At 70.9% G+C, this 23,948-nt stretch carries 20 protein-coding genes and 4 pseudogenes; 9 read left to right on the forward strand and 15 right to left on the reverse strand.

Annotated features, from left to right (window positions below; translation table 11 throughout):
- From IE153_RS31945 to IE153_RS31955, 3 genes are all read left to right on the forward strand, one after another.
- Window positions 1–553: DNA-directed RNA polymerase subunit alpha C-terminal domain-containing protein (locus IE153_RS31945; protein WP_308432220.1), on the forward strand; the 553-nt coding region annotated here is incomplete at its 5' end.
- 209 nt (window positions 554–762) lie between these two features.
- Window positions 763–1,614, forward strand: coding sequence for a YihY/virulence factor BrkB family protein (locus tag IE153_RS31950; protein ID WP_189593229.1), 852 nt, complete (start codon window positions 763–765; stop codon window positions 1,612–1,614).
- 629 nt (window positions 1,615–2,243) lie between these two features.
- Window positions 2,244–3,929 (forward strand): ribonuclease J, encoded by a 1,686-nt coding sequence (locus IE153_RS31955; protein WP_189593230.1) that lies wholly within the window; start codon window positions 2,244–2,246, stop codon window positions 3,927–3,929.
- Between the two features lie 297 nt (window positions 3,930–4,226).
- On the opposite strand, the gene trhA is transcribed toward IE153_RS31955, so the two are convergent.
- Together trhA and IE153_RS42010 are read right to left on the reverse strand one after the other, a co-directional pair.
- Window positions 4,227–5,054 carry a PAQR family membrane homeostasis protein TrhA gene (gene trhA / locus IE153_RS31960; RefSeq protein ID WP_189593231.1) on the reverse strand — a complete coding sequence of 276 codons (828 nt, stop codon included), beginning with the start codon at window positions 5,052–5,054 and terminating at the stop codon, window positions 4,227–4,229.
- Window positions 5,055–5,248: 194 nt separating this feature from the next.
- On the reverse strand, window positions 5,249–5,431 hold the full coding sequence (locus tag IE153_RS42010; protein WP_229829275.1) for a hypothetical protein: 183 nt from the start codon (window positions 5,429–5,431) through the stop codon (window positions 5,249–5,251).
- On the opposite strand from IE153_RS42010, the gene IE153_RS31965 reads away from it, so the two are divergent.
- Window positions 5,415–5,825 (forward strand): hypothetical protein, encoded by a 411-nt coding sequence (locus IE153_RS31965; protein ID WP_229829276.1) that lies wholly within the window; start codon window positions 5,415–5,417, stop codon window positions 5,823–5,825. The genes IE153_RS42010 and IE153_RS31965 overlap by 17 nt on opposite strands.
- Window positions 5,826–6,104: 279 nt before the next feature.
- Here IE153_RS31965 and IE153_RS31970 read toward each other — a convergent pair whose 3' ends face one another.
- Both IE153_RS31970 and IE153_RS31975 read right to left on the reverse strand, forming a co-directional pair.
- Window positions 6,105–6,308: a cold-shock protein gene (locus IE153_RS31970; protein ID WP_031104458.1), complete on the reverse strand. Its 204-nt coding sequence runs from the start codon at window positions 6,306–6,308 to the stop codon at window positions 6,105–6,107.
- A gap of 244 nt (window positions 6,309–6,552) precedes the next feature.
- Window positions 6,553–6,891 (reverse strand): MerR family transcriptional regulator, encoded by a 339-nt coding sequence (locus tag IE153_RS31975; RefSeq protein ID WP_189593232.1) that lies wholly within the window; start codon window positions 6,889–6,891, stop codon window positions 6,553–6,555.
- A gap of 1,115 nt (window positions 6,892–8,006) precedes the next feature.
- Between IE153_RS31975 and IE153_RS31980 the strand changes: the two are divergent.
- Both IE153_RS31980 and IE153_RS31985 read left to right on the forward strand, forming a co-directional pair.
- Window positions 8,007–8,453: pseudogene (locus tag IE153_RS31980) on the forward strand (ATP-binding protein); the annotation flags it as partial.
- A gap of 119 nt (window positions 8,454–8,572) precedes the next feature.
- Window positions 8,573–8,932, forward strand: a pseudogene (locus IE153_RS31985) (hypothetical protein).
- Between the two features lie 101 nt (window positions 8,933–9,033).
- On the opposite strand, the gene IE153_RS31990 reads toward IE153_RS31985, so the two are convergent.
- From IE153_RS31990 to IE153_RS42020, 5 genes and pseudogenes are all read right to left on the reverse strand, one after another.
- Window positions 9,034–9,342, reverse strand: a complete 309-nt coding sequence (locus IE153_RS31990) for an SCO5918 family protein (protein ID WP_189593233.1) — start codon at window positions 9,340–9,342, stop codon at window positions 9,034–9,036.
- 50 nt (window positions 9,343–9,392) lie between these two features.
- The gene (locus IE153_RS31995) at window positions 9,393–9,797 is read right to left on the reverse strand and encodes a CBS domain-containing protein (protein WP_189593234.1); all 405 of its coding nucleotides are present in this window, start codon (window positions 9,795–9,797) and stop codon (window positions 9,393–9,395) included.
- A 46-nt stretch (window positions 9,798–9,843) separates the two neighbouring features.
- The gene (locus tag IE153_RS32000) at window positions 9,844–11,337 is read right to left on the reverse strand and encodes a DEAD/DEAH box helicase (protein WP_189593235.1); all 1,494 of its coding nucleotides are present in this window, start codon (window positions 11,335–11,337) and stop codon (window positions 9,844–9,846) included.
- Between the two features lie 337 nt (window positions 11,338–11,674).
- The gene (locus tag IE153_RS32005; RefSeq protein ID WP_023586116.1) at window positions 11,675–11,878 is read right to left on the reverse strand and encodes a cold-shock protein; all 204 of its coding nucleotides are present in this window, start codon (window positions 11,876–11,878) and stop codon (window positions 11,675–11,677) included.
- Between the two features lie 655 nt (window positions 11,879–12,533).
- Window positions 12,534–12,887 (reverse strand): annotated as a pseudogene (locus IE153_RS42020) (ATP-binding protein); the annotation flags it as partial.
- 336 nt (window positions 12,888–13,223) lie between these two features.
- On the opposite strand from IE153_RS42020, the pseudogene IE153_RS42940 reads away from it, so the two are divergent.
- Both IE153_RS42940 and IE153_RS32010 read left to right on the forward strand, forming a co-directional pair.
- Window positions 13,224–13,517, forward strand: a pseudogene (locus IE153_RS42940) (ATP-binding protein); the annotation flags it as partial.
- Window positions 13,518–13,552: 35 nt separating this feature from the next.
- Window positions 13,553–14,560 carry an aldehyde dehydrogenase family protein gene (locus IE153_RS32010; RefSeq protein ID WP_438817964.1) on the forward strand — a complete coding sequence of 336 codons (1,008 nt, stop codon included), beginning with the start codon at window positions 13,553–13,555 and terminating at the stop codon, window positions 14,558–14,560.
- A gap of 2 nt (window positions 14,561–14,562) precedes the next feature.
- Here IE153_RS32010 and IE153_RS32015 read toward each other — a convergent pair whose 3' ends face one another.
- Complete coding sequence (locus IE153_RS32015) at window positions 14,563–14,718, reverse strand: hypothetical protein (RefSeq protein WP_010059700.1); 156 nt, start codon at window positions 14,716–14,718, stop codon at window positions 14,563–14,565.
- A gap of 319 nt (window positions 14,719–15,037) precedes the next feature.
- On the opposite strand from IE153_RS32015, the gene IE153_RS42030 reads away from it, so the two are divergent.
- Window positions 15,038–15,289, forward strand: a complete 252-nt coding sequence (locus IE153_RS42030; protein ID WP_229829283.1) for a hypothetical protein — start codon at window positions 15,038–15,040, stop codon at window positions 15,287–15,289.
- Between the two features lie 216 nt (window positions 15,290–15,505).
- Here IE153_RS42030 and IE153_RS32025 read toward each other — a convergent pair whose 3' ends face one another.
- The 5 genes from IE153_RS32025 to IE153_RS32045 all read right to left on the reverse strand — a co-directional run bounded on the left by IE153_RS32025 (window position 15,506) and on the right by IE153_RS32045 (window position 23,931).
- Entirely contained in the window at window positions 15,506–17,443 is a 1,938-nt protein-coding gene (locus IE153_RS32025) for an SWIM zinc finger family protein (protein WP_438817965.1), read from the reverse strand.
- Window positions 17,444–18,360: 917 nt separating this feature from the next.
- Window positions 18,361–21,219, reverse strand: a complete 2,859-nt coding sequence (locus IE153_RS32030; RefSeq protein ID WP_189593236.1) for an SCO1167/SCO6262 family helicase — start codon at window positions 21,217–21,219, stop codon at window positions 18,361–18,363.
- Between the two features lie 124 nt (window positions 21,220–21,343).
- Window positions 21,344–21,925 carry a sugar kinase gene (locus IE153_RS32035; RefSeq protein WP_189593237.1) on the reverse strand — a complete coding sequence of 194 codons (582 nt, stop codon included), beginning with the start codon at window positions 21,923–21,925 and terminating at the stop codon, window positions 21,344–21,346.
- Window positions 21,922–23,070, reverse strand: a complete 1,149-nt coding sequence (locus IE153_RS32040) for an ROK family glucokinase (RefSeq protein ID WP_097221728.1) — start codon at window positions 23,068–23,070, stop codon at window positions 21,922–21,924. Before IE153_RS32040 ends, IE153_RS32035 begins: the two co-directional genes overlap by 4 nt.
- A gap of 123 nt (window positions 23,071–23,193) precedes the next feature.
- On the reverse strand, window positions 23,194–23,931 hold the full coding sequence (locus IE153_RS32045; protein WP_185011041.1) for a GntR family transcriptional regulator: 738 nt from the start codon (window positions 23,929–23,931) through the stop codon (window positions 23,194–23,196).
- Window positions 23,932–23,948: the final 17 nt, after the last annotated feature.

The following is a 23,948-nucleotide window of genomic DNA, read 5'->3' on the forward strand; positions in this document are numbered from 1 at the left end:
CGGTCAGGAGATCGGGCGCATCCCGGTCGACTCGATCTACTCGCCGGTTCTCAAGGTCACCTACAAGGTCGAGGCCACGCGTGTCGAGCAGCGGACCGACTTCGACAAGCTGATCGTCGACGTCGAGACCAAGCAGGCCATGCGCCCGCGTGACGCCATGGCGTCCGCCGGCAAGACCCTGGTCGAGCTGTTCGGTCTCGCCCGCGAGCTGAACATCGACGCCGAGGGCATCGACATGGGCCCGTCCCCCACGGACGCCGCCCTGGCCGCCGATCTGGCGCTGCCGATCGAGGAGCTGGAGCTCACCGTCCGGTCGTACAACTGCCTCAAGCGTGAAGGCGTCCACTCCGTCGGCGAGCTCCTCGCGCGCTCCGAGGCCGACCTCATGGACATCCGCAACTTCGGCGCGAAGTCCATCGACGAGGTCAAGGCGAAACTGGCCGGCCTGGGCCTGGGCCTCAAGGACAGCCCGCCCGGATTCAACCCGACCGCCGCCGCACTCGGTGCGGACGACGACTCGGACGGGGGTTTCGTGGAGACCGAACAATACTGAACGCTGCGCCGCGCCGGTCATAGAGACACCTCGCGCACAGGGACAGGAGAATCTCCACGCTCCGTTTGACCGCGCGGTGCCAAGGGACCGTGGCCCCGTGACCGTCCCGCCTTCCCAAGCACGTCGGGTAACCCGGCACGCGTGCCGGGTCCTGCCGCCCCCCAGTGCTGGATGGTGGCCCCAGGACGAAGAGTGAGAGCATCCGCGTCATGGATGATGCAGACGGTCACACGGCTCGGTGGTGGGTGGCGTCGCGCCGGACGCCGGTGGCCGTCTGGAACGACGACGTCACGGACTGGGCCGCTGCGCTGACCTACTATGCGGTTCTGGCCCTGTTCCCGTTGCTGCTGGTGATCCTCTCGATCCTGGGTCTGACCATGCCCACGGCCAAGCCGGAGGTCATCGACCGCATGACGCAGGCGGCCCCGGCCGAGTCCCGCGCTCTGCTGCGCAGCACCCTGCGGCAGATGGTCGCCCAGCCGACGACGGCATGGACGCTGATCTTCGTCGGAGGGGCGGGAGCCCTGTGGTCGGGATGCAGCTATCTGAGCGTCTTCCGCCGGGCGTTGTATTCCATGCATCGGATCAGCGCGGACCGGCCGGTCTGGCGTACCGCTCCGCGCATCATCGCCACAGCACTCGTCCTGAGCTCCCTGCTTCTGACGTCGACCCTGGCGTTGTTGCTCACCGGCGGCATGGCCCGGCGTCTGGGTCAGGCTCTGAGTCTGGGCACCGGGCCCCAGGCAACCTGGGACACGCTGCGGTGGCCGGTCGTGGCCGCCGTAGCCGTCACCTTGGTGCTCGTCCTGTACCGGTCAGGACCGGCGTCCTCCCGCCCTGTCCGGAGGATGGCGCCCGGCGGCACACTGGCGGTGGCGCTCCTGCTGACCGTCTCACTCGGATTCGCCGTCTACACCTCACTGGTCAGCACTTATGACCGTCTGTACGGTTCACTGGCAGGCGTCGTGGTGTTCCTGGTCTGGCTGTGGCTCTCCAACCTGTCCCTCCTGATCGGCGCTCAGTTCAACGCAGAGCTGACGAAGCCCGCGCACCGGGAATGAGCCGGTCTTCTCGCACCTGCGGCTGACCGCCCGTACCCTGAGGCCGGTTCGCTGCGGCCACGTGGGCAGGGGCGGCCTCTGGCCTCGCGCGGCGCGCCGTCCGCCGCCTGGACCGGCAGTGCACCGCAGGAGGCGAGTACCCCTCGCAGGCGGGGAAACCATCGCAGACCTGCCTGCGCTCCTGGACGCCATTGAAAGGGGTGGCCTTCAGAGCACCTGACCAGCCCTGAGGACCTCGCTGCTGCGCCGTTGCCGAAGAGGCAACCTCCGACGGGCGTTCAGACTGCGAGGCGCACGGGACGCCGTCCCGGGTGTGGGCTTGGTGCCGCGGGCAACCCGGACCGCCACGGGCGCGCTCGCGGCACTGGCCGGCGCGGACGCGCTGCGACTGGCGTACGGCGCACTGGTGGGCCGGACCACCGGGGACGGCTGACCGGGCCCGCGGAGGACCGGAGTACAACGGTGCCCACGCCAGCCGCTGCACTCCGTCTGCGAGTGCGTGCCCGGGCCGTCCGTCGGCGTGATCCGATCGTCCCGGGGCATCCACTGCGGACGCCCCGCTCCGTCGGGAAGAAGAGATCACACAGGCAATGGATCATGCCGTCCCACTCTCCGGGTACCGTCGAGGTATGAGTCATCCGCACCCCGAGCTGAAAGCCGCCCCGCCCCTTCCCGAGGGAGGGCTGCGGGTCGTCGCCCTGGGCGGCCTGGGGGAGATCGGCCGCAACATGACCGTATTCGAGTACGCCGGCAAGCTGCTCATCGTCGACTGCGGCGTGCTGTTCCCCGAGGAGACCCAGCCCGGCGTGGACGTGATCCTGCCGGACTTCACCTCGATCCGGGACCGGCTGGACGACATCGTGGCCGTGGTGCTCACCCACGGCCACGAGGACCACATCGGCGGCGTGCCCTATCTGCTGCGGGAGCGGAGGGACATCCCCCTCGTCGGCTCCAAGCTCACCCTCGCCTTCATCGAGGCCAAGCTCAAGGAACACGGCATCCGGCCGCGCACGGTGCGGGTGCGGGAGGGCGACCGGCGCGGCTTCGGCCCCTTCGACTGCGAGTTCGTGGCGGTCAACCACTCCATTCCGGACAGCCTCGCGGTCGCGATCCGCACCGGCGCCGGGATGGTGCTGCACACCGGCGACTTCAAGATGGACCAGTTCCCTCTCGACGACCGCATCACCGACCTGCGCGCCTTCGCCCGCCTCGGCGAGGAGGGTGTGGACCTGTTCCTCACCGACTCCACGAACGCCGAGGTCCCCGGCTTCACCACCTCCGAGCGTGAGCTGAACCCGGCGATCGAGCAGGTGATGCGCACCGCGCCGCGCCGGGTCATCGTCTCCAGCTTCGCCAGCCATGTGCACCGCATCCAGCAGGTCCTGGACGCCGCCCACGAGCACGGACGCAAGGTCGCCTTCGTCGGCCGGTCGATGGTCCGCAACATGGGCATCGCCCGTGACCTGGGCTATCTGAAGGTCCCCTCCGGTCTGGTCGTGAGCACCAAGGAGCTGGAGAAGCTCCCCGACCACAAAGTCACCCTGGTGTGCACCGGCTCCCAGGGCGAACCGATGGCCGCGCTGTCACGGATGGCCAACCGCGACCACATGATCCGCATCGGCAAGGGCGACACCGTCCTGCTCGCCAGCTCCCTCATCCCCGGCAACGAGAACGCCATCTACCGGGTGATCAACGGACTCACCCGGTGGGGCGCCCACGTGGTCCACAAGGGCAACGCCAAGGTGCACGTCTCCGGGCACGCCAGCGCCGGCGAACTCGTCTACTGCTACAACATCGTCAAACCCCGCAATGTCATGCCCGTGCATGGCGAATGGCGCCACCTGCGGGCCAACGGCGACCTCGCCATCCGTACCGGCGTCGCCCCCGACCGGGTCGTCATCGCCGAGGACGGCGTCGTCGTCGACCTCGTCGACGGACGCGCGTCCATCACCGGCAAGGTCCCCGCCGGCAACGTCTACGTGGACGGCATGGAAGTCGGCGGCGCCACCGAAGCGTCCCTCAAGGACCGCCTCACCCTCGCCGCCGAAGGCGTGGTCACGGTGGTGGCGATCGTCGACGCGGACACCGGCGCCCTCGCCGAGGCCCCCGACTTCCTGGCCCGTGGCTTCGTCCACGACGACGCCACCTTCGAGCCGGTCGTCCCCGTCATCGAGAAGACCCTGGCCACCGCGGCCGAGGAAGGCGTCGGGGACGCCCGCCAGCTCGAACAACTCCTCGCCCGCGCCGTGGCGAACTGGGCGTTCCGCACCCACCGCCGCAAGCCCCTCGTCATCCCCGTCATCATCGACGCCTGAACCACGGCCCGGCAGCACGGCGCCCGGTTCCGGTCGCGGCCCGCGGGCATCGAGGTCGGGCACGGGAGTCAGCAGCCACCCCAGGAGACCGGGGTGGCTGCTGACTCCACATCGTCTTCCTCCCCGCTCCCCCCTTACCTCCTACGGAGCATCACCCCCTGGAGAGCAGCCGACTTGCAGGCCGGACGGCGGACGGCTTTCATGCGCGGGGCGATTGCGTCGGCGACCGCCCGGCCGTCGCGGTCCAGCACGCGGCGACGTGGGCGATGAGCGGCGGACCGGAACACTGTCGCGGGGTCAGTAGGTGGCGAGGGAGATGGCGGTGTAGTGCGCGGTGAAGGCCAGCACGGTCAGCGCGTGGAAGACCTCGTGGAAGCCGAACCAGCGGGGTGCGGGGTCGGGCCGCTGGAGGGCGTAGACGACCGCGCCCGCGCTGTAGAGGAGACCGCCGGCCACGATGAGGACGACTACGGCTGCTCCGCCGGTGTGCAGGAAGTCGGGCAGGTAGCTGACCGGTGCCCACCCCAGGGCCAGGTAGCACGGGGTGTACAGCCAGCGCGGGGCTCCGACCCACAGGACCCGGAACGCGATGCCGGCCAGCGCTCCCGTCCAGACGATCCACAGCAGCACGGACCGCTGATCCGGCGGGAGGAGGAGCACTGCCAGGGGGGTGCAGGTGCCGGCGATGATCAGGAAGATGTTGGCGTGGTCGAGGCGTCGCAGAAGAGCCTCGCCGAGCGATCCCCAGGTGCCGCGGTGGTAGATGGCACTGGTCGCGAACAGCAGCCAGGCGGTGGCCGCATACACGGCGCAGGCCACGACCGCCTGCGGAGTAGGGGCCAGGCAGATGAGCACGATGCCTGCGATCAGTGCGGCGGGGACCATTCCGGCATGGAGCCAGCCACGCAACCTCGGCTTGATCGGCTCGGCCAGGTCAGACACCCGCTCCACCAGAGCAGCAACCGAGTGAGCTCCCTCCCCCGCATGGCCCTGTGATGGGTCGGGCAGCCCGTCTGCACGGCGCTCTCCACGCGCTGACGCGACGTGACCACATTCGACTTCAGCGGCGTCGCGGGACACAGCTTCTCGTCCTCCCCCGGGCTCCTGGGTGTCGCTGGCAATCATGCGGTCATGCTAGGAAACCTCGCCCGGACACATGACGGGAGGTCGGTCCACAGCGACGTCGCCGGGCCCGGGGTGGTTCGCCGCCGTGTGAACTCCAGTCCCCTTGACACTGCCGCCGATTGGGCTTGCCGAAGCCGAGTAGGACGGCTGGTCATGGGAACGATCAGGGCTTCCGAACGGGCATCTCCGCTCGCCTACGCGCATCGCCGATGCTTCCTGAGGTCCGCCCCCACGTATCCACTGCCCTCGCAGACCAGTTGGATCACCAACTGGACCTGGATCCGCATCTCGAAGCCGACCAGCTCGACGTGGAGCGCGTCGCCGGGATTGCGGTGGTCGCAGCCGCCCACTCCGATGGCTATGCGGCCACCGGCCATCTCCTCGGGCTGCTGGCCGCGCTGCCTGCCCCCCACCAAGGCAGGAGAACGCTTCTGGTCGGACCTGTGGAGGTCGTCGGGCACCGCGTACCTGCTGCCCGTCAACATCAAGGCTCCGGTGCTGCGTTCCCTGGCAGGAGAAGGAACCGCCCTGGCCCGGCAGATCCTCTCGGCCGTCGATGAGATGACCGCGCCCCAGCGCGTCGCGGCCGGGGAGGTGATCGGTCAAGCCCTCGTCGAGTCCGACCATCTGCCCGACCTCACGACACAGGTCATCGGAGAACTGTGGCTCCAAGATCTCGAGCTCACCGCCTGGCGCGTCCTGCACGCAGACCGCAGGTCGGACCGCCCGGCTGGACGGAAAGCCTTCCTGGACGCCTGGACGAGCGTCTGAGCGTCGACTCCGGTTCGAGCTGCACGGCAGCCGGGCAGGACATGCGGCTCCCGTGCCCGACGACGCTTGCAGCGACTGAGGTGGGGAGGTTCCGGGCCGAAGTCGCACCGGTCTGGGGCCCTTACACAGATCATGGGCCGCGCAGCCATTGCTGCGCGGCCCATGATCCTGCCGGCCCGGCACGAGAGCAGGCGCCTTCGTCCGGGTGGGTGGCAGGGCCCGCAGGGGCGGCGGCCACCTGGACGCGGCGTGCGCGACCTCTCGGGCAGGTCTGCGAGGTCAGGCCACGTTGATGTTCTCGGCCTGCGGACCCTTCTGGCCCTGGGTGACGTCGAACGTCACGGCCTGGCCCTCCTGGAGCTCACGAAAGCCGGTGGAGTTGATCGCGGAGTAGTGCGCGAAGACATCCGGGCCGCCGCCGTCCTGCGCGATGAAACCGAAGCCCTTCTCCGCGTTGAACCACTTCACAGTTCCCGTAGCCATGTCTCATGCCTTCCAGTCGATGAACGCCTCCCACTCCTTGTGGCAGACGGAGGTGATCGCCCTGGTCCCTGCGGCACAGCACAGCAAAACGCCCACACCATAGGCGTGGGCAAGAGGGAAATCCGAACCACGACAGCTGACGCAGACGCTACACGCCCACACACCGCGTCACCACAGGAAATGATCAGGCCACACACCGAGACCGTGCGCGCGGTGCCCGCCGAGGCTGACGGACACGCTCATCTCACGCTGCTGCCGTCGGGTTCGCTGATTCGGCGGCGCGGCGATATTCGGCGTTGATGCGCTGGGCTTCCTCGAGCTGGTCTTCGAGGATGACGATCCGGCAGGCGGCCTCGATGGGGGTCCCGTGGTCGACGAGTTCCCGGGCGCGGGCGGCGATGCGCAGTTGATAGCGGGAGTAGCGGCGGTGGCCGCCTGCGGAGCGGAGTGGGGTGATGAGGCGGGCTTCGCCGATGGCGCGGAGGAAGCCCTGTGTGGTGCCGAGCATCTCGGCGGCCCGGCCCATGGTGTAGGCGGGGTAATCGTCGTCGTCGAGACGGCCGAACGTGTCGTCTGCTGTCATCGCACCTCTCTGTGGAACGCGTGGAGGGGCCCTGACGCCGTACTGGCACCAGGGCCCCGAAGGAACTACTACACCATCTGCCGGCCCTGATACTGCACCGGCCCTCTGTTTCCGCAGACCCGACCGAGATGTCGGGGGCGCGTGGATCGCTGTTGCCTGACCGGAGACCACCTCACTATCGATGTCCTGCGGTACCCGGGTCCAAGACTTCCACCCGGGCGATCCTGATGGCGCTCAGCTCCTCCGTTCTTCCCTCTTGAGCAACTACTCACTAACGGAAACTGCGAACTACTGGTACCCCAAACTGCTGGTGGCCTCGAAAAACAGCGCCACCCTTCGGCAGCCAGCCCCGTCGCCCGTCCTGCGTCTGCTACGGCTTGGAACCCCACTGCCGAACCTCCCGGTGCGCGCGCCCGCAGCCGACGCCTTCACCGAGGTACTGCTCACTGACTTCACTGCTGTGTACTGCGAACCTTCTTACTGGTACTGCCACTGCGGTACTGCTCATGGCGACCCCTGATCACTGCGGGCCACCCGGCCCGGCCGTCAGTCCCGTCGCCATCCTGCAACCTGCTCTGGCTTCGGAACTCCACCACCGCACCGTCCTGCCAACTGCAACTGCGTACTACTGCTCGGCAGTTCATCTCTGCCGGGCCTTGCTCGATCTCGGCTACGAGAGAAACCATAGCCACACCGCCGACGAATGTCTACTCCGGCTGGCATAGATTTCCGCGTGCTCGAAGATGAGGTAGTCCGTCCCGACCAGTCTGACTCGACCAGTCCATGGATGGTTCAGGCAGCTTCGGGGCTCAGTCCGGCGCGCAGGGACCCTAGCCGCGTAGCACGTCGGGCTGATCGTGACGTCGCCGACTGCGCTGCGGCTACCGTCGGCGGGCACCGGCCAACACTGCGTCTCGTGGGCCACTCCACCGGCCGGGACGGAGATTCCAGCCGTGACGCCCCCGCAGGTCGGCCGCTGACGAGCGTGGCAGGAGGCCCCGCGCCGCCCTCGACGATCCCGGGGTGATCGAACAGCTCGTGGCGAACCGGCACGGCCCCTGACTCGAGCAGACCGCGGGCTGCTGAGACACGGGCTCACGGCAGCAGGTGCCGCCATGCATCGACTGCGCTCCTCCGTCCCCTTCAGGCAAGCACTGTGGCTCTGCGGGGTTGGCGGGTGGAGGGGTGGGGCACAGGGGCTGGGTAGGCACGGGCAGAGGCATGGACTGTTCAGAAACCAGGGTGACCCTGATGATCACGGTGACTGCCAGCGCCGCAGCCGTGCGTTCCACAACTGCCATTGCCGACGCACGCGACACGACACGACACGAGCCTTCCTCGAAGGTTTGCAGCAGCCGGCCGTTGCCCCCGACGTGGCGGACACCGTGGTCCTGCTCGTGTCCGAGCTCGTCACCCATGCCCTGCGCCACGGTGGGGGCCGCTGCACACTGGAACTGACTGCGCACCCCAACACCATCGAGGTTGCCGTTCACGATCCCAACCGGCATGTGCCGCGCATGCGCACCCCAGACCTGAACGGCGGCACCGGGGGCTTCGGCTGGCCCATGGTCACCCGCCTCGCCCACGCCACGGCGGTCACCCGCCGGGCCTCCGGCGGCAACCGTGAGCGCCTTCCTTGCTCGGTAGCGTCACCGCTCAAGCAGCCGGATGGCCGGCGAATATGGCCCGCCTCGCGCCGCCTGACGAATTGCTGGTTGACGTGCCGCCCTGGTGGAGTCTGGCCAGAGCAACCAGATGCGCGGCCATCGGTGGCGCTGTCATCACCGGTCGGTTGGCTGCCGAAGCGGTGTGGAGGTAGAGGGTGTCGGATGTGCTGAGGGAATCCGCCCGCTCGGGCGCGTTCGCCGCCGTCTTCGACGCCCCCGCGAAGGATGACGAGCAGCCGACGCATCTGCACTTCCATGTCGCCCGGATCCTCCAGGACACGGTGGGAACCCCGGAGACGGGCGGGATGTACCGGGTTGCGATCGAGGACGCCAGCGCCTGGACCGTGGGCGCCTTCAGCTGTTCCGACCACTGAGCGACGGCGACGGGAACCCGCTGCACGCAGTGTGGGCCCGACCGGTGTACCGGTCGGGCCCACACTGCTGGTCAGGTGTCGGCTCGTGTCTGTTTACCGGGTCAGACCGCGAGAGGGGTGCCGAGCATCGCGGAGGCGTGCTGCATCGGGCTGAGAATGCCCAGGGGCGCTGCCTCGGGGACGGCGCGGCAGGTGAAGCCGAGCTGAGCCATGGCCCGCAGGACTTCGGCGGCGCTGAAGTCACGACGGTCCTGGCGGGTGATGACCTGGCCGACCTGCTTGACGGGGTAGTGGCGGCGGCCGATGATCACCGATTCGCCGGTGACCGGTTCGGGTTTGATGCCCTTCATCGATTCCAGCACGCCGCTCTTGGTGAGCTCGAAGGGGAAGCGGGCGATGACGCAGCGCATGTGGCCTCACAGAGAGAAGGAAAGAACGGTCCGGCCAGGAGCGAGGTGTTTCAGCGGGAAAGGGCGAGGATGCCCCGGGCGCTGCCTTGCTCGTCGACCATAGGCAGGACACCGAGCCGACGGGTGCGCATCGCGTGCTCGGCTTCGGCCATCGTGGTCACGGGTGAGGCGAACGAGCCGTGGTCGCCGAGGATGTCGCGCAGGCGGACACGGTCCGTGTAGTCGGAGCTGTCTCGGACGGCGGCGAGTTCGGTCCGGGTGACCAGGCCGGTGCACTGGCCGTCCTGGTCACAGACGACGAGTCGGACCGTGCGGGCCGCGGCCATGACGGCCAGCGCCACCTCGACGCTCATGTCGTCACAGACCTGCGGTCCGGCCGCGTCCATGACCTCCACCGCCGGCCTGTGCACGGAGTCGGCGTCCGCCGGGCGGGGCTGTGTCTGAACCAGCGTCACAAGGTGCCTCCTGCAGAGATGGGTACGCTTCCTGATCACGAGAGTTCTAGGCCGCCGCGCCGAAGCCGGGCTGGCGTACGGGGGTGCGCCTGGTCGCCGAGGCGGGGCGGCGTCGGCCTCGGGAGATGGTGCTGCGCTTGGGGCGTTCGACCACCGGTGCGGTGATGACGACCGGGATGCCGGACGGGACCTGGGCGCCGGTGATCCGGCTCAGGGCCTCGTCGCCCGAGCGGATCTGGGTGGTCTGCGGCCGGATTCCGGCGTCCGACATGAGGCGGACCATGCCTCGGCGCTGGTTCGGCGTGACCAGGGTGACGACGCTGCCGGACTCGCCGGCGCGGGCGGTACGGCCGCCGCGGTGGAGGTAGTCCTTGTGGTCGGTCGGCGGATCGACGTTGACGACCAGGTCGAGGTTGTCGACGTGGATGCCGCGCGCCGCGACGTTGGTCGCCACCAGCACAGTGACGTGCCCCGTCTTGAACTGCTCCAGCGTGCGGGTGCGCTGCGGCTGCGACTTGCCACCGTGCAGCGCGGCGGCCCGTACCCCGCTGTTGAGCAGGTCCTGGGTCAGCCGGTCGACGGCGTGCTTGGTGTCCAGGAACATGATCACGCGGCCGTCGCGGGCGGCGATCTCGGTCGTGGCGGCGTGCTTGTCGGCGCCGTGGACGTGCAGGACGTGGTGCTCCATCGTCGTGACCGCACCTGCCGACGGGTCGACCGAATGCACGACGGGGTCGGTCAGATAGCGGCGCACCAGCAGGTCGACGTTACGGTCCAACGTGGCGGAGAACAGCATCCGCTGCCCCTCCGGACGCACTTGGTCGAGCAGCGCGGTGACCTGCGGCATGAAACCCATGTCGGCCATCTGGTCGGCCTCGTCCAGCACCGTGATGCCCACGTGGTTCAGCCTGCAGTCGCCACGGTCGATGAGGTCCTTGAGCCGCCCCGGGGTCGCGACGACGACCTCGGCTCCGCCGCGCAGCGCACTGGTCTGCCTGCCGATCGACATGCCGCCCACCACCGTGGCCAGCCGCAGCCGCACGGAGCGGGCGTACGGGGTCAGCGCGTCGGTCACCTGCTGCGCCAGCTCACGCGTGGGTACGAGGATCAGCCCCAGGGGCTGACGGGGCTCGGCACGCTGTCCAGCGGTGCGGGCGAGCAGGGCGAGGCCGAACGCGAGGGTCTTGCCGGAACCGGTGCGCCCGCGACCCAGCACGTCACGGCCCGCCAGGGAGTTCGGCAGCGTCGCTCCCTGGATCGGGAACGGTACGGTCACACCCTGCCGTCCGAGTTCGGCCAGGAGCTGCTCGGGCATGTCGAGATCGGCGAAGCCCTCGACGGCGGGCAGCGCGGGGGTGATCGTCCTGGGCAGCGCGAACTCACCCTGCGCTGCGGCGGGCCGACGGCCGTAACCGCCGGAGCGGACGGGGGCGCCGGTACGGCGCGGCGCCTGCGAGCCGTAGCCGCTGCCACCCCTTCCGGCGTCGGCACGGCCGTCACGGGTGCGGGCGGGGCGGTCATTCGTGTACGCGCGGTTCATGCGGAACCTTCCTCGATGTGGCACATATCAAGGAATTCCCATGAACGGCACGGAGAATTACAAGTATGGACCGGTGGCAAAAGAAAGCAGATCTGGCCGGCGAAAACATCCGTGGGCACAGGTGCTGAAATGGGTGGCGCGATCGGGGCCTTGCGATCCGGGGCCGGCTGCGGTGCAGCGCTTCAGGATGCGCCTGCGTCCTGAGGGAGGAACCGCTCACGGTGGTACTGCGGATTCCTCCGGGTCGTCCCGCGGGTGAAACCTCTGCGGGATACGCGTGCAGCTGGGGCCCGCACCCCGAAGGATGCGGGCCCCAGCTCCAGTCTGTGCGTGAGCGTCAGGCCGGAACGATGTTCTCGGCCGTCGGGCCCTTCTGGCCCTGCGCGATATCGAAGGTCACCTTCTGGCCCTCGAGCAGCTCACGGAAGCCCTGCGCGGCAATGTTCGAGTAGTGGGCGAACACGTCGGCGCCGCCACCGTCCTGCTCGATGAAGCCGAAGCCCTTTTCCGCGTTGAACCACTTCACGGTACCAGCAGCCATGTCATATCTCCTTTGGGGCAGTGCATCGGCATCCGCACCACGCGGACGCCGTGTCGCCGCAATGATTACCCCGCCCGGAAATGACCGGAAATACAAAAGCGCTCCGACCGGCAGAAGCCTGGTGGGGGCACTTGAAGCTTTGGGAACCACAACTGCAACTGAGAACGACAGTAGCACGCCGGAACGACCCTTGTGCGTTGGATAATTCCACGCCGCTCCTCGCGGCAAAAACTCCCGCCGCACGGCCCCCCAAAATCTGATCCCTCGGGAACAGATATTAATTCACCCGGAGTTCAACGTCTCAGGAAGAGTTGCCGACCGGCACGCGGCGCGACGGCTGGGGAAAAGCCGCTGCCGCCCAGGAAACGCAGCTGCGAGACTGTGGGACGACCATGCCGCAGCGGCTGCCGTTCCCAGTCCCGGATGAGCGAGCCCACCTCTTCAGTGCGGGTGAGGCGCCTGGTCATGAGGGTGATGGCCGCCCGGGTGATCAGGCTCTCGGAGTGCTTGACGAACCGTTCGCACTCCCGCGTATGCCGACGGGACATCTTCGTGTACTACTCCGACCGAGTGGCCGGGCAGTCCGACGGTGCGACGTGTGCTGGTGACCGTCGGCTGAAGCGCCCGCATCACATGAGACAACCGGGCCGACAGGTCAGGGAACTTCTTCCAACAGTTGTTCGGTCCAGATGGTTTTGCCCGCAACGTGTAGCGGCTCCCCCAGCGAGGGGTCAGCTGCGCCACCAGGACCAGACCGCGGCCGCCTTCATCCGTCCACCGGGCCCGTCGCAGATGCGGCTGCGTCTGGCTGGGATCGGAGACCTCGCAGATCAGACGTTGATCCCGAATCAGCCGCAGGCCCCACTGGGGCACCGCCGTAGCGGATGGCGTTGGTGACCAGCTCGCTGACGATCAGCTCTGTGGTGAACACCAGATGTTCCAGCTCCCAGGCGGCAGTGGCATCTTCGGGAAGTCGGCGCACCTGGGTCACCAGAAGTGCCAGATCGTCGTCCAAGGGCCTGCAGACGTTTTTCCAGAATGCGGCTACCAATTTTCGTGACGTCGGCGGGATGCCCCAAACGCGGAAGCCGGGTAGAAACGCGGTGGTCGGGAACGGCGCGGGTCAGGCGGTCAGGGCCTGGTCGACGGTGGGATGGCAGCCGGTGACCTTGTCCAGGCCGACGATCTCAAGGAGCCGTAGCACCGATTCCTGGGCGCCGGCGATACTCAGCCATCCCGGTTCTCACGGGACATGTGAGGCAGAGTGCCGGGTACGCGCAGGACGCGTGAAGGGGGAACGAGGGTGGACCCGGCAGAATCAGTCCCCAAGGGTGAGGGCACCGTGGTGCCGGACGCCCCTCAGATACAGGACACCGTCGCGCTGGACGGTGACGGGCACGTGATCGCTGAGGCACGCCACCGGGCGGTGGACTTCCTCACCCGTGTCCAGGCGGAGCACGGCCTGCCGGTGTCCGCTCGCGCAATGGACCTGACCCAACTGGTGGTCAGCGAGCTCGTCACCAACGCCCGCAGGTACGCCCCTGGCCCCGTGCTGATGGAACGGCGCGTCACCGGCGCCGGCGTGGAAGTGGTCGTGCGGGACAGCGATCCCGTCCTGCCAGTGGCGACGGCCACCGATGCGAGGGCGCCGGCCGCAAGAAGGCGGGTACACCGCTGCTCGACAAGCCGGCCACCAGCGAACTGGGCGGGGTCTCCCCCACGATCGTGCTGCCGGGCGGCTGGTCCGAGGCGGACCTGCGCTACCAGGCCGAGCACATCGCCACCCAGAAGCTGCACCACAACGGCTACAACTGCGTAGCGAGCCAGGCGGTCGTCGTCAATGCCGACTGGGTGCAGAAGGACCGCTTCCTGGCCCACCTGCGAACCGCGCTGGCCGACGCACCCGCCCGCTCCCCGCGCTACCCCGGCAGCGACGACCGGGGCCGCCCACGCCCTCGACACGTACGGCGACGACGCCGAACGGCTCGGAGCAGGCCGCGTGCTGATCACAGGTCTCGCCCCGGCGGAACCCGGACCAGCTCTGACCACGGAGCACTTCGCCCCCGTCCTCGCCGTGTTGAAACTCCCCCGGTGACCCGCGCCAGTTCCGCGCCGAGGCGGTCCGCACCACGAACAAGGAGCCGAACTCCGCTACGGCACCATTGCGTTGAACGCCTGGGCCGATGTCGGCTAGCTCACCGCAACCGTCTCCTGGGATGCTTTCCCGGGGCACACCCCCGACGCGTGCAGAGCGGCATCGGCGTCGTGCACAACACGCTCCTCCTGGACGGGCCCGAGCGCACCGTGGTCCGGAGCCCGTTCCACCCTGCGCCCCAGGCGCTCCTGCACGGGGTTCAGCTTGATCGGGTGGGCACTCTGGGCACCGATGCAGCACGCCCGTCGCTTCCTGTATTGAAGCGGCAGCATCCGCCTCACCCCGCAGCCAGGCTCTGCGCTCGACGACCGGCGGGCAGGGCCCGGCTCAGGGCAAACTCATCGCCAAGGAGACAGGGCGGAGTCGGCGCATGGCTCCGCCCACGGGGTTCCCAACTGTCTCTCTGGCCGGGCTCTCACCTCGTCCCGGCCTCGAGTGGTCCAGAAGCTCCTCACGGTGTGGACTTTCCGATGCGGAGGGAGTCATGGACACGTCGCTCGTCGCAGAGAGTTGGTGAGGCGCCCTGACTTTAGAAGAAGTGCTTGCGTCCACCGACCGCGCGACCGGTCGCACCCAGGATCCACAGGATGGCGCCAACCAGAATGAGGATGCCACCGATCGTCGTCAGCAGACCCATGCCGACAAGCAGGCCGATGATCAGCAGAATAAGCCCAAGAATGATCATTTTAAACCCCATCGTCAATTCCGGCTCAGGCGCGTGTGCGTATGAGCTTCACAAGGGCCTGAGTTCGTCCCTTGGTGGGTAGATCCCGACCAGCTCCGAATGCCAGGACCTCGGTGCAATAGCCCTTGTGCCCGGCGACACGGTGTTCACGCCCTCCTTGGAAACTTCGTTCAGTACGCCGTCTCAGCGACCGTCCTTTGCTCCGGAAGGCCATTCCACCCCGGCCGGTTGGACGTTGGTGACGGAGACCCCGGGCAGCAGCGCCTACAGGCAGGTCCTCAGGTCCAAGGGCTTCTTCACCCTCGCCAGCCGGCCCTGGGTGACGGGACTGTGGCCGCAGGCCGGTTCGGTGGCTCGCTTCGAGCCTTCCTCTGCTCGTGACACCCGCCAGCCCTTATGCGCAGGAACTCGTCTTCATCGGCCCCAGGTGGACGCGGAGCTGCTGCGCGCCGACCTGAACGGCTGCCTCATGCAGGAAGGCGTAGCTCTGCCCGCTTCCGATCTTCCCTGCCTGGCGCACCTACGGCTCCTGCGAGAGTTGCGCATGAGCACGACCCCCTCACCACGGTGACGGGGCACTCAAACTCCGGGTCCAGTCGGTGGTCGCAGCCACGGCGGAGCTTCAATGGTCACTGACACGAAACTTTTCTGGCGCCAGCCCCGCCCTGCCTCCCGCGGGGTTCCGTCGTCTCACGGATCCGCGCAGAGATCCCCGGCTCCCGGATTTCACCGGGGAACTCTCACACCGCCTTCACGCATATGCTCCGAGGTGCGCCCGGGGGCTCCGTCAGAGGTCGCCCGGCAGTCCGAGGCCGGTGAGGGCGCCGACCGGGTCCAGGTCGGGGGTGCCTCTGGGCCACCAGTCGTCGTGGCCCGGCTCGGACTCGTACGCGTACCAGAGGCCGTCGCGGCCGAGGCGGAGCTGGACGTGGCCCTGGGGGTGGGTGAGGTGGTTGCGCCGGGGCCGGAAGGCGGGCAGGTCGGCGGCGAGCAGGAGGGGGCGGGCCCGGTCGAACCGCCCGGCCGGCGGGTCCCACGGCTCCTCCAGTACGGCGAGGCCCTCCGGTCCGCCCTGGCGCCAGGCGGCGACCGCGCGGGCCAGCTCGGACGGGGTACGGCCCGCCGCGGTGGCGAGGGACGCGTACAGCGCCCGGGTGCCGGCGGTGAGTCCCGCCCCGGGCCGGGCGGCGGCCAGGCGGACCGCGTCCTGCCAGAAGGTCAGCTGTCCCACCGGGTCACGGCCGGTGACCAGCAGGGTGTGGGCGCGGGCGGCGGCGTCCGTGGCCAGCTGGTCCAGCGCGAAGGGGTCCAGGCCGCCGGGGGCCGCCGGGTAGGCCGGGGGCTGCTCGGGGTGGGCGGGCGGAGGCAGTGGAGCGGGGAGGGGCGTGAGGGCGCGCGAGGCGAGCACCTCCGCGGCCCGCACGCCGGGCAGGGGCGCCGGGCCCCTGTCCTGCGCGGCGCGCGCCGCGCGGGTGGCGTTCAGCCGCGACAGCGCGTCGAGCAGGTCCCGCTCGCCCCGGCCGCGCAGCAGGAGCAGGACGAAGGGGTCGGCGTCGAGCAGCCGGGCGGTCTGGTAGCAGAGGGCGGCCGCGTGCTTGCAGGGGTGGCCGCGGTCGGGGCAGCTGCACCGGGGCTCCAGGTCACCGGGGCCGGGCAGCAGCGGAACGCCGCACTCCGCGAGCGACTGGGGCATCTCCTTGTCGAGCAGCGCCGCGATGTGCCCCGGGCGGTCGGCGGCGGCGTCCAGGAAGCGGTCCCAGTCGGTGTCGTCGAGCGTGCGCAAGCGCACCTGGACACGGTACGGGCGGGGGCGGCTGCCCTGGACGTAGGCCAGCACGAGGCCGGGCGTCACGGTGATGGCGTCGACATGCCCCTGCCCCGCGTATCCCCGCCCGCGCTCCAGCCGCTTCACGTCCAGCGCGCCCTGCTCCAGCGCCCCGACCCAGGCGTTTCCCCACCAGCTCTCGGCGAAGCGGTCGCCGTCCCGGGGTGGGAGGGGCGGGAAGGTGCGGCGGAGTTCGCTGTCGCGGGACGGGGCGGCCATGGAGCGGGGGGACCGGGCCGACCGGGGGGCGTGGGACGCGGAGGTCGTGGGCGGGGCGGGATCGAGGGCCGGGGAGCTCGCAGGTGCGGGGTGGCGGGGTCGGCTGTGGGTGGATGTGGAGGTGGTGCGGAGTGGGGTCGCGACCGAGGCCGGGGCAGGCTTCGCCGGGGCGGTGTCGGTGGGCGGAGTGTCGGCGAGCGGGGCGTCGGTGGGTGGGGCGTCCATGGGTGGGGCGTCCATGGGTGGGGCGTCCATGGGTGGGGCGTCCATGGGCGGGGTGTCCGTCGGTGGGGCGTCCATGGGCGGGGCGTCCATGGGTGGGGCGTCCATGGGCGGGGCGTCCATGGGCGGGGCGTCCATGGGCGGGGTGTCCGTCGGTGGGGCGTCCATGGGTGGGGCGTCCATGGGCGGGGTGTCCGTGGGTGGGGCGTCCTTGCGCGGGGCGTCGTCGTGCCGGGTGAGGGCCGGATCGTGGTCGGCCCGGCCGTTGCCGTGCGGGGCGGGGGCCGGATCCCGGGTGTCCGGGTCGCTGGTCCCGGCGGTCGGGGTGTGCGGGGTCTCGGGCCGGGGCCCCGGGCGCCCTGTGCTGTCCGGCCCGTCCGGGCTCGTTGCGGCCAGGTCGTGCCCGCTGTGCGGCGTTTCCGGGCTCGGCGCGGCGGGGCCGTGCGGCAGGTCGGTCATGCGAGCGGACCGGGCCTCCTGCCCGCTCGTTCGCTCCTGGTCGTCCGCGGTCACGTCCGACAGGCTCGGCATCCGGAAGGCGTCGGACAGCAGTTGCCGTACGTCACGCGCGCCGCTGGCGGGGGTGTCCGCGCCCGCCCGCCGCACAGCCGCCGCCCTGTCGTCGACGGCGCTCTGCCGGGCCCGGCGCCTGCGGCGGGCGCCTTCCCGTTCGGTCGCCTCCCGGGTCCGCCGCGCTTCGTCCCGAGCCGCCCGCAGCGCCACGCGCGCCACGTCCGCGGCACGGGGCTCGGTGTCCGCCCGGTCGGCAGAGCGCGCGGGCGGCGCATCGGCCGGGGTGGCCTCCTCCGGGCTCGTCCGCAGGTCGCCGGATTCCCGCGGCTGCGGCTTCACGGCCGCCGATGTGTCCTCGGGTTCACCGGCAATGTGTGGCCTGCCGGTGATGTGGGGCGCGACGGCGAGGTGCGACGCACCCGCGATGTGGGACCCGCCCGCGCCCTCCGACCCGCTGTCCATACCGGTGGCAGTCGTGCCCTCCTGCCCACCGCCGCCCTCGGAAGCCCCGGCGGCATCGGGGGCACGGGTGACCGGGGGCGCACCGGCATCCCCTGGCGCATCGGCGCCTTCGAAGGAGTCGGCGGACTCGACCGCATCGGTGTCCCCCCGTCCGCTCCCCCGCTGCTCGGACACAGCCCTCCGCAGCGCCTCGCGGGCCGCGTCGGCCGGACCGGGGGCCTCCTCGGCGGCGGCTCCCCCGGTCGGGGACGGCTCCGGACGGGCAGCCGGTGCCGGGGCGGAGTCCTGGGCCACAGCGGCCCGCTCGCGGGCCTCGCGCAGCGCACGGCGGGCCTCGTCGGCCGGGCGGGCGCTCGTCGAGTCCTCCCCGGGGACGGGTGCGCGGCGGTCCTCGCCGGGTGTCATGACGACCTCCGCAGGGACACCAGGTCGGTCAGCTCGCGGTCCGTCAGTTCCGTGAGGGAGGACTCGCCGGAGCCGAGGATCGCGTCGGCGAGGGCGCGCTTGGACTGGAGCATCTCGGCGATGCGGTCCTCGATGGTGCCCTCCGTGATGAGGCGGTGCACCTGCACCGGCTGGGTCTGGCCGATGCGGTAGGCGCGGTCGGTGGCCTGCTCCTCCACGGCCGGGTTCCACCAGCGGTCGAAGTGCACGACATGGCCCGCCCGGGTGAGGTTGAGGCCGGTGCCGGCCGCCTTGAGCGACAGCACCAGGACCGGCGTCGAACCGGCCTGGAAGCGGTCCACCATGCGCTCCCGCTCGGGGACGGGCGTGCCGCCGTGGAGGAGGTCGACCGGGACGGCGCGGGTGGCCAGGTGGGAGGTGATCAGGCGGGCCATCCCGACGTACTGGGTGAAGACGAGGGCGGACCCGTCCTCGGCCAGCAGGGTGTCCAGCAGCTCGTCCAGCAGGGCGAGCTTCCCGGAGCGGGCGGCGAGCCGGTCGCCGGCGCCCGGGGTGTGCTCCTCCCTGAGGAACAGCGCGGGGTGGTTGCAGATCTGCTTCAGCGAGGTGAGGAGCTTCAGCACCAGGCCCCGGCGGGGCATGCCCTCGGCCGTCTCGATGGCGAGCATCGACTCGCGGACGACCGCCTCGTACAGCGCGGCCTGTTCGCGGGTGAGCGGCACCGGATGATCGGTCTCGGTCTTGGGCGGCAGCTCGGGCACGATGCCCGGGTCGGACTTCTTGCGGCGCAGCAGGAAGGGCCGGACCAGCCGGGCCAGGCGCTCCACCGCCTCCTCGTCCTCGCCGTTCTCCACGGCGCGCGCGTGCCGGGCGCGGAAGGACTTCAGCGGGCCGAGCAGGCCCGGGGTGGTCCAGTCGAGCAGCGCCCACAGCTCCGAGAGGTTGTTCTCGACGGGCGTGCCGGTCAGGGCCACGCGCGCGGGGGCCGGGATCGTGCGCAGCGCCTTGGCGGTGGCCGAGTAGGGGTTCTTGACGTGCTGCGCCTCGTCGGCGACGACCATGCCCCAGGTGCGGTCGGCCAGGGCGGGGGCCGCCGAGCGCATGGTGCCGTAGGTGGTGAGGACGAAGCCGCCGTCCAGGTCGTCGAGGCTGCGGTCGGGGCCGTGGAAGCGGCGGACGGGGACGCCGGGGGCGAAGCGGGTGATCTCCCGCTGCCAGTTGCCCAGCAGGGAGGCCGGGCAGACGACCAGGGTCGGTTCGCGGCGGGCCCGCTTCAGGTGCAGGGCGATCAGGGTGACGGTCTTGCCGAGGCCCATGTCGTCGGCGAGGCAGCCGCCGAGGCCGAGGGAGGTCATCAGGTCGAGCCAGGCCAGGCCCCGGAGCTGGTAGTCCCGGAGGGTGGCCCGCAGGCCCGGGGGCGGTTCGGCCGGGCGGATCCCCGCGGTCAGGCGATCGCGCAGGGCGGCCAGCGCACCGACGGGGACGGCCTCGACCGTCTCGCCGTCGACGTCGGCCGTGCCGGTGAGGGCGACGGACAGCGCGTCGACCGGGTCGAGCAGGCCCAGGTCCCGTTTGCGGGCCTTGCGGACGAGCGCCGGGTCGACCAGCACCCACTGGTCGCGCAGCCGGACGACCGGGCGGTGCGCCTCGGCAAGAGCGTCCATCTCGGTGTCGGTGAGCGGGTCGCCGCCGAGCGCCAGCTGCCAGCGGAACTGGAGGAGGTCCTCGCTCTCGAAGAAGCCGGTGCCGTCGGTCGCCGAGCCGGGGGCCGGACGGACCACCGCCGCGGCGGACAGGTCCTGGGCGAGGTCCCGCGGCCAGTGCACGGCGACCCCGGCGGCGGCGAGCCGGGTCGCCGCGACGCCGAGCAGGTCGCTCAGCTCGTCCTCGGTCAGGGCCAGCACGTCGGGCACGTCCTGGTCGGCGAGCCGGTCGAGCGGGGGCCAGACGCGGGCGGCGCGGCGCACGGCGAGGGCGGCGTCCACGCGCGCGCGGGGCCCGAAGGCGTCGGCAGCGGCGCCCGCCCACAGGGCCGCCGCGTCGGCGACGAGGGTGGGGTCGGCGAGGCTGTGCACCTGGACGATCGCGGCTCCGGCGCTGCGGGCACCGCCGGCGGCGTCGTCGAACAGGTCGTACGCCGACAGGTCCAGGCGGAGCGAGATCCGTACGCCGGCGTCCATGCCGGCGGCGACCTCGGCGGCCCAGTCGTGGGCGGTGGGCAGGTGCTGGGCCTCGCGGGCCGCGAAGGGCCTGCCGGAGGTGTGGGGCGCGGCCGGGGTGCGCGGCAGGGTGTCGGCGACCGCGTCGAGGAAGGCGCGCACCAGGGCTTCCGGTTCGGGCAGCAGGATCGGGCCGGGGCCGGGCAGCGGCACGGCGTGGCCCTCGTGGGGCAGGGCGGCGGCCACCGCGCGCAGGTGCGCGATGTCGTCCGGGTCGAGGGGGCCGGCCCGCCAGGCGTCGTGGCCCGTGGCGGTGAGGCCGGGCAGCAGCCGGCCGCGGGCGGTCAGCCGCAGGGCGTGGAGGGCGGCTGCGCCCCAGCAGGCCGTGGCGGGGTGGGCCGCGGGGTCGTGCCGGGCGCGGACGAGGAGCGGCAGGGCCGCGTCGAGCGGGAGGGTCAGCGCGCGGGTGGTGCGCCGCCGGACTCCGGCGGCGCCGTGCCGTCGTACGACGGTCAGCTCGGTGTCCCCGGCGTCCGCGGTGCCTTCCGCGTCCCCTGGGGGCAGGGGCTCGCCCTCGGGGTCCCAGAAGGCGATGCGGCCCTCGCGTGGGAGGGGCGCGGGCAGGAAGACGGCGGGGAGCCGGACCGGGACCATCGCGTCCCCCGCCCGCTCGGCCACCTGAGCCGCCTCTCGCATACGTCCTGCCACCTCCCGCCCCGCGTGTCGGATCAGTTGTCTCCGACTCTACGGGCGGGGTCTGACAATCGGCCCCGGCGGCGGGCCCGGAGGCTTCCGACGGATCTCCGCGGCGTCACGCCCCCTAGGGCACGGTCCGGCCCACGACGTACACCCAGGGGTACGCCGGGTTGGACAGGTCCACGACCACGTCGTGGGTGGGTGCCGGGTTCTTCTGCCGGTGGACGAAGCCGTACCAGGAGTCGTTCGTGGCGAACTTCCAGCCGGTGATCTTCCGGTCGCGGGCGCCGATGGTGATGTGGCCCTGCTTCAGGTCCTTGCGGGTCACGCCCAGGCCGGTCAGGTAGGCGTCCAGACCGGCCGCGTTGGTCTCGAACTGGGTGTAGAGGCGGCTGGTCTTCCAGTTGTTGGTCTCGTAGTACGCCACGTGCCAGGCCGGGTGCGGGACGGGCACCTGGTAGATCCGGCGCTGGAGCTTGGAGGGCCAGCCCTCGGTCAGGCCGGTCGCCGAGTACTTCGCCTCCTTGTCCTTGCCGCTGTCGCGGCTCTGGTTCGCGGAGATCACGAGGTAGCCGGCCGGGACGCCGATGAGCAGCACGATGATCAGCAGGGTGAGGGACCTGCGGCGGATCATGTGGCGGCGGTCCTCGGCCGGACGGTCCGGCTCGTCGGGCCAGGGGCCCTGGTGGGGCAGGGAGGCGGTCACGACGTCTCCTGGGTACTGCGCAGCGACTGCGTGTACCGCTCATACCGCTCGTAGCGCTCCACGCGGCGGCGCTTGGCGCGGCGGAAGCGGCGGGCGACCAGCCGCGCGAGGTCGGCGGCGCCGACCATGCCGGCCTCGGGGCCGAGCTGGGCCCGGACGATGCGGGCCTCGGGGCGGTAGCCGCGGCCGGTGAGGTGTCGTTTGAAGGCGTCCCGGGCGGGGCCGATCAGCAGGTCGTCGGCGGCCGAGACACCGCCGCCGATCACGAAGCAGGAGGGGTCGAGGGCGGCGGCGAGGTTGGCGATGCCGACGCCGAGCCACTGGCCGATGTCCTGGAGCAGTTCGATGCACATGGCGTCGCCGTCGCGGGCCAGCTCGGTGATCATCGGGCCGGTGATGTCGCCGATGTTGCCCTTGACGTGCTCGATGATCCCGTATGCGACCGGAGAGTCGGCGGCAGCCAGCTCGCGGGCCTCGCGGACCAGGGCGTTTCCGGAGCTGTACTGCTCCCAGCAGCCGCGGTTGCCGCACGGGCAGCGGTGGCCGCCGGGCACGACCTGCATGTGGCCGAACTCGCCGGCGACGCCGTACTTGCCGCGCTTGACCTGGCCGTCCTCCAGGATCGCGCCGCCGATTCCGGTGCCGAGGGTGATCATGACGAGATGGTCCTCGCCGCGGCCGGCGCCGAAGCGCCACTCGGCCCAGGCGGCGGTGTTGGCGTCGTTGTCCACGAGGACCGGGACGGACAGCCGGCCCGAGAGGCGGTCGCGCAGCGGTTCGTTGCGCCAGGACAGGTGGGGGGCGAACAGCACGCGGTTGCGGTCGGCGTCCACCCAGCCGGCCGCGCCGATGCCGACGGCGTGCACGTCGTGCCGGTCGGAGAGGTCCAGGACCAGCTCGGCGATGGTGTCCTCGACGACCTTGGGGCTCTTGGACTTGTCCGGGGTCTCCGTGCGGAGCATCTCCAGGATGTTGCCGTCGGCGTCGACGACACCCGCCATCACCTTCGTACCGCCGATGTCGATGCCGACCGTGGGCACGCGGGGGGCCGTCAGGTGCGAGCGGCGCTCCCGGGTGCCGACGGTGCGGAGCACGGTGGCACGGCGGGAGCCGATGGGGGCGGTGAAGTCGCGGTAGGTGCTCATCGCGCCCGATTCTGCCTCACGGTGGGGGTGTGTGCGGAGCGGGGCAGAGGCGGGGTGGTGCGGGTCATGGCCGGGTGCGGGTGGGTGGGGGTCGCCCGCGCAGTTCCCCGCGCCCCCAAGATTTCAGGTCCGTACCAGGAGCTGGAACTCGAACGAATAGCGGGTCGGGCGATAGGTATGTGTGCCGTATTCCACTGCTCGGCCCGTGTCGTCGAACGTCACCCGCTGCATGGTGAGGAGCGGGGCCCCGGTCTCCTCGGCGAGCCGCTCCGCCTCCTCCGTCGTCGCCGCCCGGGCTCCGATCGACTGGCGGGCGCTGTGCAGGGTGATGCCCGCCGACCGCATCAGGCGGTAGAGGCCGGTCGTCTCCAGCTGGTCGGTGTCGAGGTCGATGAGGCCGGGGGGCAGGAAGTTGCAGAGGTAGGCCATGGGCTCGCCGTGGGCGAGGCGGAGGCGTTCGACGCGGTGGACGTCGCTGTCCTCGGCGACGCCGAGTGCGGCGGCGACCTCGGCGGAGGCGGGGACGAGCTTGTTGACCAGGACCTTGGTGGCCGGGCGCTGGCCCGCCGCCTCCAGGTCGTCGTAGAGGCTGCTGAGCTCCAGCGGGCGTTTGACCTGGCTGTGCACGACCTGGGTGCCCACGCCGCGGCGGCGCACGAGGAGGCCCTTGTCGACGAGCGACTGGATCGCCTGGCGGACGGTCGGCCGGGACAGGCCGAGCCGGGCGGCGAGCTCGATCTCGTTGCCCAGCAGGCTGCCGGGGGTCAGCGTGCCGTGCTCGATCGCGGCCTCCAGCTGCTGGGACAGCTGGAAGTACAACGGCACGGGAGAGCTGCGGTCCACACTCAGCTCGAGCTGCACGGTCGGGTCCACTTCTG

It is taken from the genome of Streptomyces massasporeus (assembly GCF_014648995.1).
Taxonomy (GTDB): Bacteria; Actinomycetota; Actinomycetes; order Streptomycetales; family Streptomycetaceae; genus Streptomyces; species Streptomyces massasporeus.